At 73.8% G+C, this 11,290-nt stretch carries 11 protein-coding genes; 1 reads left to right on the forward strand and 10 read right to left on the reverse strand.

The window, feature by feature from the left end:
- Positions 1 to 43: 43 nt before the first annotated feature.
- The 7 genes from pheT to infC form a co-directional block, all read right to left on the reverse strand.
- Positions 44 to 2,572 (reverse strand): phenylalanine--tRNA ligase subunit beta, encoded by a 2,529-nt coding sequence (gene pheT, locus IE321_RS29135; protein WP_043227978.1) that lies wholly within the window; start codon positions 2,570 to 2,572, stop codon positions 44 to 46.
- Complete coding sequence (gene pheS / locus IE321_RS29140; RefSeq protein WP_043227977.1) at positions 2,572 to 3,699, reverse strand: phenylalanine--tRNA ligase subunit alpha; 1,128 nt, start codon at positions 3,697 to 3,699, stop codon at positions 2,572 to 2,574. The genes pheT and pheS overlap by 1 nt, the downstream gene beginning before the upstream one ends.
- A 166-nt stretch (positions 3,700 to 3,865) precedes the next feature.
- On the reverse strand, positions 3,866 to 4,996 hold the full coding sequence (locus IE321_RS29145; protein ID WP_043227976.1) for a sensor histidine kinase: 1,131 nt from the start codon (positions 4,994 to 4,996) through the stop codon (positions 3,866 to 3,868).
- Positions 4,997 to 5,130: 134 nt separating this feature from the next.
- Positions 5,131 to 5,970, reverse strand: coding sequence for a TrmH family RNA methyltransferase (locus IE321_RS29150; RefSeq protein WP_043227975.1), 840 nt, complete (start codon positions 5,968 to 5,970; stop codon positions 5,131 to 5,133).
- A gap of 107 nt (positions 5,971 to 6,077) precedes the next feature.
- Entirely contained in the window at positions 6,078 to 6,464 is a 387-nt protein-coding gene (rplT, locus tag IE321_RS29155) for a 50S ribosomal protein L20 (RefSeq protein WP_043227974.1), read from the reverse strand.
- Between the two features lie 106 nt (positions 6,465 to 6,570).
- Positions 6,571 to 6,765 (reverse strand): 50S ribosomal protein L35, encoded by a 195-nt coding sequence (gene rpmI / locus IE321_RS29160; RefSeq protein ID WP_015032399.1) that lies wholly within the window; start codon positions 6,763 to 6,765, stop codon positions 6,571 to 6,573.
- Between the two features lie 122 nt (positions 6,766 to 6,887).
- Positions 6,888 to 7,571 carry a translation initiation factor IF-3 gene (gene infC, locus IE321_RS29165; protein WP_078955289.1) on the reverse strand — a complete coding sequence of 228 codons (684 nt, stop codon included), beginning with the start codon at positions 7,569 to 7,571 and terminating at the stop codon, positions 6,888 to 6,890.
- Between the two features lie 329 nt (positions 7,572 to 7,900).
- Between infC and IE321_RS29170 the strand changes: the two genes are divergently transcribed.
- Positions 7,901 to 8,290 carry a DUF1844 domain-containing protein gene (locus tag IE321_RS29170; protein ID WP_043228104.1) on the forward strand — a complete coding sequence of 130 codons (390 nt, stop codon included), beginning with the start codon at positions 7,901 to 7,903 and terminating at the stop codon, positions 8,288 to 8,290.
- A gap of 96 nt (positions 8,291 to 8,386) precedes the next feature.
- On the opposite strand, the gene IE321_RS29175 is transcribed toward IE321_RS29170, so the two are convergent.
- Genes IE321_RS29175 through IE321_RS29185 form a run of 3 tightly spaced genes read right to left on the reverse strand, consistent with a single transcriptional unit; the run spans position 8,387 to position 11,179 of the window.
- Entirely contained in the window at positions 8,387 to 9,121 is a 735-nt protein-coding gene (locus IE321_RS29175; RefSeq protein WP_190225118.1) for an SseB family protein, read from the reverse strand.
- A gap of 46 nt (positions 9,122 to 9,167) precedes the next feature.
- Complete coding sequence (mycP, locus tag IE321_RS29180) at positions 9,168 to 10,355, reverse strand: type VII secretion-associated serine protease mycosin (RefSeq protein ID WP_190225119.1); 1,188 nt, start codon at positions 10,353 to 10,355, stop codon at positions 9,168 to 9,170.
- Positions 10,352 to 11,179, reverse strand: coding sequence for a hypothetical protein (locus IE321_RS29185; RefSeq protein WP_190225122.1), 828 nt, complete (start codon positions 11,177 to 11,179; stop codon positions 10,352 to 10,354). The genes mycP and IE321_RS29185 overlap by 4 nt, the downstream gene beginning before the upstream one ends.
- Between the last annotated feature and the right edge of the window lie 111 nt (positions 11,180 to 11,290).

Genomic DNA, 11,290 nt, shown 5'->3' on the forward strand with positions numbered 1-11,290 from the left:
AACGGGTCCCGGGACGGCCCTTCGCGGCGTTTTTCCGCCGGGGTCAGGCGCCGCGCAGGACGGCGCCCGTGTGCTCGGCGGCCAGCGCGACCGCGGCGTCGCGGGCGGCGGTGGCCTCCTCCACGGTGAGGGTGCGGTCCGCGGCGCGGAACTTCAGCGCGTACGCCAGGGACTTCTTGCCCTCGCCGACCTGGTCGCCGGTGTAGACGTCGAACAGCCGGATGGACTCCAGGAGTTCGCCCGCACCGCCGGCCAGGTAGTACTCGACCGCGGCGGACGGCACGTCCTGGTCGACGACCAGGGCGACGTCCTGGGTGGCGACCGGGAAGGCGGAGATGCGCGGGGCCTTGACCGGTCCCTCGCTCGCCTTCTCCAGGACGTCCAGGTCCAGCTCCATCGCGCAGGAGCGGGCCGGCAGGCCCAGCGCCTTGACGACGCGCGGGTGGAGCTCGCCGCCGTGGCCGGCGAGGGTCTTGACCCCGTCGATCACCACGTGGAAGGCGGCGCAGCGGCCCGGGTGGAACGGCGCGTGCTGGTCGGCGTCGATCAGCAGCTCCGCGCCGGCCTCGGTGGCGATGGTGCGGGCGGCCTCGATCGCGTCGGCCCAGTCGGCCGGACGGCCCTTGCCCCACCAGCCGGACTGCTCGCGGGCGCCGGCGAGGACGACGGCGGCGCGGCGCGGCTGCGCGGGCAGCGCGGCGTTGACCCCGGCGATCTCCTCGTCGGTGGGACGGCGGTCCACCGGGAGGCGGACGGCGACCTTCGCCTCGCCCTCCGGACGGAAGACCAGACCCGTCTCGAAGAGGGCCAGGTCGTGGCTGCCCCGGCTGTCGTTCCGGCGCAGCGCCCCGAGCAGGCCGGGGAGCAGCGTGGTGCGGAGCGCGGGCTCCTCGTCGGAGAGCGGGTTGACGAGGGTGACGACCCGGCGGCGGGCGTCGTCCGCGTCGAGGCCGAGCTGGTCGAGGACCTGCTGCCCCATGAAGGGGTAGTTCAGCGCCTCGACGTAGCCGGCGCCGGCCAGCGCGCGGCCGACCCGGCGGTGGACGCGCTGGCGCTCGGTGAGGCCGCGGCCGGCCGGGGGCTTCGGCAGCGTGGAGGGCAGGTTCTCGTAGCCCTCCAGCCGGATGACCTCCTCGGCGAGGTCGTTCGGCTCGCCCAGGTCGGGGCGCCACGAGGGCACCGTGACGATGAGCTCGTCCTGGCCGTAGACGTCGCAGCCGACCTCCTGGAGGCGGCGGACGACGGTCTCGCGGCCGTACGCCACACCCGCGACCTTGTCGGGGTGGTTCGCCGGCATGGTGACCGTGCGGGGCGCGGACGGGGCGGCGATCTCGGTGACGCCGGCCTCGGCGGTGCCGCCCGCGAGCAGCACCAGCAGGTCGACGCAGCGCTGCGCCGCGGCGGCCGCCGCCTGCGGGTCGACGCCGCGCTCGAAGCGCTTGGACGCCTCGGAGGACAGCTTGTGGCGGCGGGCCGTGCGGGCGATCGAGATCGCGTCGAAGTGCGCGGCCTCGATGACGACCTCGCTGGAGCCGGTGACGGCGCCGGTCTCGGCGTCGGTCACCGGGTCGGCGATCTCGGTGTCGGCGCCGCCCATGACGCCCGCGATGCCGATGGGGCCGCGGTTGTCGGTGATGACGAGGTCGGCGGCGTCGAGGACGCGGACCGTGCCGTCGAGCGTGGTGATCTTCTCGCCGGCCTCGGCGCGGCGGACCCCGATGGGGCCGTCGATCCGGGTGCGGTCGTAGGCGTGCAGCGGCTGACCCAGCTCCAGCATCACGTAGTTGGTGATGTCGACGGCGAGCGAGATCGGGCGCATGCCCGCCTTCTGGAGGCGGCGCTGGAGCCAGATCGGCGACCGCGCCTCGGGGGCGAGGCCGACGACCGTGCGGGCCGTGAAGCGGTCGCAGCCGACCGGGTCGGCGACCTGGACCGGGTAGCCGTACGAGTTCGGCGCGGGCACGTCGAGGAGCGCCGGGTCGCGCAGCGGCAGCCCGTACGCGATGGCGGCCTCGCGGGCCACGCCGCGCATCGAGAGGCAGTAGCCGCGGTCCGGGGTGACGGCGATGTCGAGGACCTCGTCGAACAGCTCCAGGAGGACGGTGGCGTCGATGCCGATCTCGTGCTCCGGCGGCAGGATGATGATCCCGTGGTTCGGGTCCTCGCCCATGCCCAGCTCCTCGCTGGAGCAGATCATGCCGCGCGAGACCTTGCCGTACGTCTTGCGCTCGGCGATCCGGAAGTCACCGGGGAGGACTGCGCCGGGCAGGGCCACGACGACCTTGTCGCCGACGGCGAAGTTCCGGGCGCCGCAGATGATCTCCTGGGGCTCGCCGGTGCCGTTGGCCCGGCCGACGTCGACGGTGCAGAAGCGGATGGGCTTCTTGAACTCCGTCAGCTCCTCGATGGTGAGGACCTTGCCGACCACCAGCGGGCCGGTCAGGCCGGCACCGAGCTTCTCGACGGCCTCGACCTCGAGGCCGGCCGAAATGAGCTTGGCCTGGACGTCGCGGCCGGTCTCCGTCGCCGGCAGGTCGACGTACTCCCGCAGCCAAGAAAGCGGGACCCGCATCAGATCTCCATCCCGAACGGCCGGGTGAACCGGACGTCACCCTCGACCATGTCTCGCATGTCTTCCACGTTGTGCCGGAACATCAGCATCCGCTCGATGCCGAAGCCGAAGGCGAAGCCGCTGTACTTCTCCGGGTCCACGCCGCAGGCGATGAGCACCTTCGGGTTGACCATGCCGCAGCCGCCGAGCTCGATCCAGCCCTCGCTGCCGCAGGTGCGACAGGGGCGGTCGGGGTTGCCGACGGACTCGCCGCGGCAGACGTAGCAGAGCATGTCCATCTCGGCGGACGGCTCGGTGAACGGGAAGAAGTTCGGACGGAGCCGGGTCTTCATGTCCGCGCCGAAGAGCGCCTGGACCATGTGGTCGAGGGTGCCCTTCAGGTCGGCCATGGTGAGGCCCTCGTCGACGGCGAGCAGCTCGATCTGGTGGAAGACCGGGGTGTGCGTGGCGTCGAGCTCGTCGGTGCGGTAGACGCGGCCGGGGCACACCACGTAGACCGGGGGCTCCCGGTCGATGAGGGTGCGGGCCTGGACCGGCGAGGTGTGGGTGCGGAGCACAACACCGGACTCGTCGCCCGTGGTGCCCTCCGGACCCTGGACGAAGAAGGTGTCCTGCATCTGCCGCGCCGGGTGGTCCGGCACGAAGTTCAGGGCGTCGAAGTTGAACCACTCGGCCTCGACCTCGGGGCCCTCGGCGACCTCGTAGCCCATCGAGACGAAGACGTCGGCGACGCGCTCCATCAGGGTGGTCAGCGGGTGGCGGGCGCCGGCCGGGACGCGGTCGTACGGCAGGGTGACGTCGACGGCCTCCTCGACGAGGACGCGCGCGTCGCGCTCGTCCTCCAGCTCGGCCTGGCGGGTGGCGAGCGCCTTGGAGACGACGCCGCGGGCCTGGCCGACGAGCTTGCCCGCCGCGGCCTTGGCCTGCGGGGGCAGCGCGCCGATCTCGCGGTTGGCGAGGGCGAGCGGCGAGGTGCCGCCGGTGTGCGCGGTCTTGGCGTGCGCGAGCGCGTCGAGGTCGCCGGCGGCCGCGAAGGCGGCGAGCGCCTCGTCCCGCATGCGCTCGATCTCTTCCGGTTTCAAGGCTTCGACCTCGACCGGGTCGTACGACTTATTGGGTGCCGACATCTCTTCCCGTGCTTCCGTTGGGCGTGGCTGGGGCGACCCCGGTTCGACGACAGACGACAAGGGCGCAAACGTGCCAAAGGTCGAGTCTAACGGGGTGGGGACACGCGGATGAGCCCGTGGGGGCCCCGGTGGCTCTGGATCCCGTCGGGTCTCGGTGGGTGAGACGTCAGACGAGATGGGCCGGGGCGCCGACGGGCAGGATAAATCGGAACTCGGCGCCGCCGCGCGGGCCGCGTCCGACGGTGATGGTGCCGCCGTGGGCCTCGACGAGGCCCTTGACGATGTAGAGGCCGAGTCCGGTGCCGCCGCGCTTGCTGCCGCGCCAGAAGCGGGTGAAGACGCGGTTCATGGACTCCTCGGGGATGCCCGGGCCCTCGTCGCTCACGGTGACCTCCGTCCCCTCCTCGCCGGTGCCGTCGTCGCCCGCGGTGCGGGGCGCCACCTCGATGGTGACGGTTCCGGCGCCGTGGCGCACCGCGTTTTCCAGGAGGTTGCCGAGGATCTGGTCGATCTTGTCGGGGTCGGCCCAGAGAGCGGGCAGTCCGGTCCGGGTCCGGACGAAGAAGCGGTCGGGGGCCTGGCCGCCGGTTGTGTGCACCTGGATGTGCCGGCCGATGGCGGCGGTGATGTCGACGGGCTGGCGGCGCACCTCCAGGCGGCCGGAGTCGATCCGGGAGATGTCGAGGAGTTCGGCGATGAGCCGCTTGATGCGGCCGGCGTCGGCGTCGACGGTCTCCAGCATGAGCCGCTTCTGCTCGTCGGTGAACCGCTCCCACTTGCTGAGGAGGGTGGCGGTGAATCCCTTGACGGAGGTGAGCGGGGAGCGCAGCTCGTGGGCGACGGTGGCGATGAGCTCGGCGTGGCTGCGCTCGGAGCGGCGCCGGGCCTCGGTGCCGCGCAGCGAGACGACGACCCTGCGGACGGGTCCGGTGGGGTGCTCGCGGACGTACCGGGCGGAGACCAGGACCTCGCGCCCGCCGGGCAGCAGCAGGTTGCGCTCGGGCTGGCCGCGCCGGGTGGCGAGGCCGCCGTACGGGTCGGTGAGGCTCCACCAGCGGTGCCCCTTGAGGTCCTCCAGGGGCAGGGCCTGGTCGAGCGGGCGGCCGAGCGCCTCGGCGCCGGGGACGGCGGTGATGCGGCTGGCGGCGGCGTTGAAGCAGACGACGCGGCCCCGCTCGTCGGCGACGACGAGACCGTCGGGCAGGTCGTCGGGGTCGATCGCGGGCCAGGGCTCGGGCGCGCGCGTCCCGTCGCCGTGTCGTGCGGTCCGTGCGGGACTGTCCGTGCCGGCCGTCATCCCCGTCTCCCACCCCTCCGTGTACCGCAGTGGGCCCCCGAGTGCGTCACTCTACTGGGCGAGGGTGACCGGCGGGAGTCGGAAGGGCACACCGGGTGGCCGGATCGCGACGGTCGGTACGGCCGCGGGGCGGGTCAGGCGGTGGGGCGGGGGCGCTGGGCGCGGGCGGAGGCGTACAGGCAGACCGCGGCGGCGGTGGCGAGGTTGAGGCTCTCGGCCTTGCCGTGGATGGGGACGCGGACGACGGCGTCGGCGAGGGCCCGGGTCTCCTCGGGGAGCCCCCACGCCTCGTTGCCGAAGATCCAGGCGGTGGGGCCGCCCATGGTGCCGGCGTCCAGCTCGTCGTCGAGGTCGTCCTGGCCGGCTCCGTCGGCGGCGAGGATGCGGACGCCCGCGCCCTGGAGCCCGGCGACGGCCTGCTCGACGGGGACGCCGACGGCGACCGGGAGGTGGAAGAGGGAGCCGACGGAGGCGCGGACCGACTTGGGGTTGTACAGGTCGACCGAGGCGTCGGTGAGGATCACCGCGTCGGCGCCGGCGGCGTCGGCGCAGCGGAGCACGGTGCCGGCGTTCCCGGGGTCGCGGACGTGCGCGAGGACGGCGACCAGCTTCGGCTTCGCGGCGAGGATCCGCTCGAAGGGCGAGTCGAGGAAGCGGCAGACGCCGACGAGGCCCTGCGGGGTGACGGTCTGGGAGACCTCGGCGAGGACGGCGTCGGAGGCGTGGTGGACGCGGGCGCCGGCGGCACGGGCGGCCTCGACGATGGGCGCGTACCGCTCGGCGGCCTCGACGGTGGTGAAGAGCTCGACGAGGGTGGGGGCGCCGTCGGGGCCCCGGTGGGCGACGGCCTCGCGGACGGCCTGGGGGCCCTCGGCGAGGAAGAGGCGGTCCTTGCCCCGGAAGTTGCGCTTGGCGAGCCGTCGGGCGGCGACGACGCGCGGGGAACGCGGGGAGATCAGCTCGGGGGTGGACATGTGCCTGGGGCTCTCTGTCTCGTCGGATTCCGTACGGGGCGGTCAACGCGCCGGACCCGCAGGCGCGAGGCCTGCGGGTCCGGGCTGAAGCACTGCGGCCTGGAAGATCAGGCGGCGGCCTTCGGGGCGTTGACGTCGGCCGGGAGGGCCTTCTGCGCGACCTCGACCAGCGCGGCGAACGCGTTGCTGTCGTTGACGGCCAGCTCGGCGAGGATCTTGCGGTCCACCTCGATGTTGGCGGCCTTCAGACCCTGGATGAGGCGGTTGTACGTCATGCCGTTCTGGCGGGCAGCGGCGTTGATGCGCTGGATCCACAGCTGACGGAAGTCGCCCTTGCGCTTCTTGCGGTCGTTGTAGTTGTAGACCAGCGAGTGGGTGACCTGCTCCTTGGCCTTGCGGTACAGGCGCGAACGCTGACCGCGGTAGCCGGAGGCCGCCTCGAGGATCGCCCGGCGCTTCTTGTGGGCGTTGACTGCCCGCTTGACGCGTGCCACTTTTAACTCCTTGCAGCGGGGTCGTGGTGGTCCTCACACGACCCGAAAAACGGATGGAACCCGGTCTTGGCCGGATGCCCTCGTCGCCGAGGGCGGGAGATCAAGCTCAGATGCCCAGCATCTTCTTGATCTTGGCGGCGTCACCCGGGGCCATCTCCGCGTTGCCGGTGAGGCGACGCGTCAGCTTGGACGACTTGTGCTCGAGCAGGTGGCGCTTACCGGCGCGCTCGCGCAGGATCTTGCCGGAGCCGGTGACCTTGAAGCGCTTCTTGGCACCGGAGTGCGTCTTGTTCTTCGGCATCGCGCCGTATCTCCTCGTCAGTGGCGCTCCCCCGGTGCGAGCACCGGACATCAGGGAGCGTCAGTTCTTCGTTTGGTGGTTCCGGGCGGGGCCTGGGGCTGCCTGGATGGCAGCCCGTCGGATCACGCCTCGGTGGTGTCGGCCGGGGCCTCGGCCTCGGCGACCGGGGCTTCCTCGACCGGAGCCGCGGGGGCCTCGTCGGCGGTGATGCCCTGGCGCTCGGCCTTGCGCGCGGCCTGGGCCTCGCGGGCCTCGGCCATGGCCTCGGTCTTCTTCTTGTGCGGACCGAGAACCATGATCATGTTCCGGCCGTCCTGCTTCGGGTTGGACTCGATGAAGCCAAGCTCCTCGACGTCCGCCGCCAGCCGCTGAAGGAGCCGGAAGCCAAGCTCGGGGCGGGACTGCTCACGACCACGGAACATGATCGTGATCTTGACCTTGTCGCCCTGCTTGAGGAACCGGACGACGTGACCCTTCTTGGTGTCATAGTCGTGCGGGTCGATCTTCGGCCGGAGCTTCATCTCCTTGATGACCGTGTGCGCCTGGTTCTTGCGCGCCTCACGGGCCTTCATGGCCGACTCGTACTTGAACTTCCCGTAGTCCATGAGCTTGCACACGGGCGGGCGGGCGGTCGCCGCCACCTCGACCAGGTCGAGGTCGTACTCCTGTGCGAGCTCCAGGGCCTTGGCAAGCGGAACAATCCCGACCTGCTCGCCGCTGGGTCCGACAAGTCGCACCTCGGGAACGCGAATCCTGTCGTTGATGCGGGGCTCGGCGCTGATGGATCCTCCTCGGTAGCACCACACGACCGCCTGGCGGACGGACGCGCAACATCTGGTTCTGAGACCAACCGAGCCGGCACATGAAAAATGCCCCGGACGGAACACAGGCGGGGCTCCACGGAAAACCGGAGCACCACCACGGTCTACCGCGGGGCGCACATCGGGCGGCTCCATCGTCCGTACGGAACGATGGGCGCCACCTGACCGGTGACCCGCCACCCGTGAGGGTGGTCAGGTGGGAGATCGGAGCCTCCACTTGTGGGCCGGGCACACAGGTGTCCGGCCGGTCGTTACACAAGGTTAGCAGGACCCGGCGGTCGGCGCGAACCGCCCGCCCGCTTATCGTGTGGGGCATGAGCGAGACCCCCCAGAACGAGTCCACGACCGCCCCCGACGCCTCCGGCGACAATCCCGACTTCGAGGCCATGGCCCGCGACATCGCCGAGGTCCCGGCGGTCGAGGTGATCGTGACCGTCGCCGTCAACCTGATGAGCGCCGCCGCGGTCAAGCTCGGCCTCACCGAGGAGGGCGACGCGCACAAGGACCTCGACGAGGCGCGCAAGCTCATCCACGCGCTCGCGGGCCTCCTCGACGCGAGCACCACGGAGATCTCGTCCTTCCACGCCGCCCCGCTGCGGGACGGCCTGAAGTCCCTCCAGCTCGCCTTCCGCGAGGCGTCCCTCGTCCCGGACGAGCCGGGCCAGGGTCCGGGCGAGAAGTACACGGGGCGGGTCTTCGGCTAGGAGCCGGGACCCGGCCCGAGGGGCCGCGGGGACCCGGGGTCGTTCCCGGAGCGCCGCGGCCACCGGACCGGAGGCCGGCGCCGTGCGCGGCGCCGGTCAGTCGCGTACGTAGAAGGGCTCGCCCGGAGGGGTGGCCGAGGCCGGCAGGAGTGCCAGGTCGAGGCCCCGCACCAGGCGGGCCCTCAGTGTTTCGTCGGCCGCCAGGGCGCGGGCCACGCGCTGGGCGGCCTCGGCGGGGGCCGCGTCCCCGTCGAGGACCAGGGCGAGGGTGCCGTCGGCGGTGCCGGGGCCCAGGTGGGCGCGGAGGACGGCGGGGTCGGCGGCGAGGGCGGCGCGGACCGCGTCCCGGACGGCCGGGTCGTCCAGCGGGTCGGTGCCGGCGCGGCCCTCGGCGAGGGCCAGCAGCGCGGAGCCCGTCACCTGGTAGGGCACCGGTCCCGCCATGTCGAGGACCAGGGTGTCGGCCTTCTCGTGGACGAGCGCGGCGAGCGCCTGCCGGAGCGGGACGGCGACGGGCCGGGCGGCCGGGTCCCACAGCGCGAGCGAGGCGGTCGAGGTGAAGGCGGGCAGGCCGCGCCGGTCGCCCGCGGTCAGCGTCGGCACCGCCATGTCGCTGGTCTTCTCCCGCTTCAGCCCCGTCTCCGGGTCGGTCTCCACCTCGCCGAGGACGGCGACGACGGGGACGAGGAGCCGGGCGCCGCGCAGGGCCTCCAGGACGGGGCCGTGGGCCGTTCTGTCCTCCGCCCAGGCCGCGAGGGCCGCGGCGAGCGCCGGGTCGGCGGTGCCGTCGTCGTCGGAGAAACCGGGGTCGGGGATGTTCTTGAGCTCCACGCCCCGAGCCTAACGGGCCGGGCCCGGGGCTCCGGCCGCCGGGCCGTCAGCGGGTGCGTCCGGCCCGGTGGAGGACGACGGCGGTCAGCAGCAGGAGCGCGCCGAGGCCGCCGGCGAGGGGGGCGAGGAGGCCGGGGGCGCCGCTCTCCTCGGGGGCCGGCTGCGGGCCGGGGCCGAAGTACTGGCCGCGGTGGCCGGCGGTGGCGTTCTTCGGGTCGCCGGGCTTCAGCGCCTTCCCGGCCTCGATGGCGGCGGCCGGGTCGACGGTGCCGTAGCCCTTGTCGTCGCTGCGGCCGCCCCGGGGCCGGTCGCGGGCGGTGTCGACGAGCAGCTTCTTGACCTGGGCGGGGGTCAGGTCGGGGTGGGCGGAGCGGACGAGGGCGACGGCGCCGGAGACGAACGCGGCGGCGGCGCTGGTGCCCCAGCCCTCGTAGTACTTGCGGTCGGGGTCGGCGATGACGATGTCGACGCCGGGGGCGCTGACCGTGGCGTACCAGCGGCGGGTGGAGAAGGAGGCGCGGGTGCCGTAGCGGTCGACGGCGGTGACGGCGATGACGCCGGGGTAGGCGGCCGGGTAGGAGATGTGGTCGCCCTTCTCGCCGCCGTTCCCGGCGGAGGCGACGACGGAGACGCCCTTGCCGAGCGCGTACTGGACGGCGGCGTCCTCGCCGGGGTCGGGGTGGGCGGACTTCGAGTCGTCGCCGAGGGAGAGGTTGATGACGTCGGCGCCGTGGTCGGCCGCCCAGCGGATGCCCTCGGCGAGGGCGGTGCCGCGGGTCTTGCGGGCCCGCTCGCGGGCCTTGTCCTTGCCTTCGAGGATGACCCGCACGGGCAGGATCCGGACGCCGGGGGCGATGCCGAGGACCCCGCTGTCGTCGGCCCAGCCGTGGCCGTGCCCGGCGATGATGCCGGCCATCGCGGTGCCGTGGCGGGCCCAGTGCTCGTCGCCCTCGGCGGCGCCGAAGCCGATGAGGTCGCGGCCGGGCAGGACGGAACCGGAGAGGTCCGGGTGGCCGGCGTCGACCCCGGTGTCGAGGACGGCGACCGTGACGCCCTCGCCCTTGGTGGTGCGCCACGCCTCCTCCGTGCGCAGGGTGTCGAGGCCCCACTGGCGGTCGCGGATGGCGTCGGCGTGGGCGGGCGCGGCGGCCGGGAGCACGGAGAAGGCGGCGGCGAGCAGGACGGCGGCGGGGGCGGCGGCGCGGGCGCGGCCGCGGGCAGGGGGGCGGGTCACCGCTGTTCCTCTTCCTTCGCCGCGTTCAGGGCGGTGGTGCGGAGCTGCTTCTCCAGCCGTTCGGCGATGCCGAGGGCCTCGTGGCCGAGCCCGGACTGGGCGACGGCGTCCGCGCGGTCCTTCTTCATCGCCTGGTCGGCGGGGACGGCGCGGTCGACGGCACGGCCGTCGGCGAAGCCGGAGACGGCGGTGACGACGACGGGCAGGTCGGTGGGGGCGGCCACCCACCAGCCGGCGCGCTGCGCCGGGCCGAAGCCGGCGGCGACGGTTCCGGGGCCGGGCAGCGCGGGCGGGACGTCCTGGCCGAGGCGGGTGGCGAGCCGGCGGCCGTCCAGGGCCCGCTGGGCGGTGACGTCGGCGCGGGTGAAGACGAGTCCCACGGTGAGGACGCTGCTGGCGGTGGCGTCGGTGTACGTGGCGCGCAGCACCCGCTCGCAGCCGAGCGGGCGCAGGGCGGCGAGCAGCTTCGGGGCGACGGAGGCGGCGGCGCAGGGGGCGTCCGGGGCGACGACGACGCGGGTCCAGGTGCGGGCGGAGGGGCCGGGGCCGGCCTGCGGGGCGGTGAGGGTGCGGGGGAAGAGGGTGTCGACCGGCGCGTTGTGCCAGAGCTCCTTGGCGACGGCGTACCCCGGGGGTTCGGCGGGCTTCCCGTCGCCGGACGCGGCGAGCCACACCCCGGCGAGCGCCCCGCCGATCAGCCCGATCCCCAGCACGACGCAGGCGCCGACGGCCAGGGTCCTCCCCCGCCGCCGCTCCCGTATCGGCCGCAGCCGGGTGGTCGTCTCGACCGGCGTCTCCGGCGGCGCGTACGCGGGCACGCGCATGGGCCGCAGCCGGGTGGTCGTCTCGACCGGGGCGGCGTCCGGCCCCGCACCGGTGGCGGGCGGGGCCGGGTGCCGCGCCGGACGGTGCGGGGGCACCGTTACGGAGCCCCC

Origin of the sequence: Streptomyces hydrogenans, from assembly GCF_014656075.1 — a bacterium.
GTDB classification, from domain to species: Bacteria; Actinomycetota; Actinomycetes; order Streptomycetales; family Streptomycetaceae; genus Streptomyces; species Streptomyces hydrogenans.

Excerpts from the sequence above, each read along its gene's own strand:
- pheT (WP_043227978.1), bottom strand. The coding sequence starts at position 2,572 with ATGCGGGTCCCGCTTTCTTGGCTGCGGGAGTACGTCGACCTGCCGGCG.
- rpmI (WP_015032399.1), bottom strand. The coding sequence starts at position 6,765 with ATGCCGAAGAACAAGACGCACTCCGGTGCCAAGAAGCGCTTCAAGGTC.
- IE321_RS29150 (WP_043227975.1), bottom strand. The coding sequence starts at position 5,970 with ATGTCCACCCCCGAGCTGATCTCCCCGCGTTCCCCGCGCGTCGTCGCC.
- pheS (WP_043227977.1), bottom strand. The coding sequence starts at position 3,699 with ATGTCGGCACCCAATAAGTCGTACGACCCGGTCGAGGTCGAAGCCTTG.
- IE321_RS29145 (WP_043227976.1), bottom strand. The coding sequence starts at position 4,996 with ATGACGGCCGGCACGGACAGTCCCGCACGGACCGCACGACACGGCGAC.
- IE321_RS29170 (WP_043228104.1), top strand. The coding sequence starts at position 7,901 with ATGAGCGAGACCCCCCAGAACGAGTCCACGACCGCCCCCGACGCCTCC.
- IE321_RS29185 (WP_190225122.1), bottom strand. The coding sequence starts at position 11,179 with ATGCGCGTGCCCGCGTACGCGCCGCCGGAGACGCCGGTCGAGACGACC.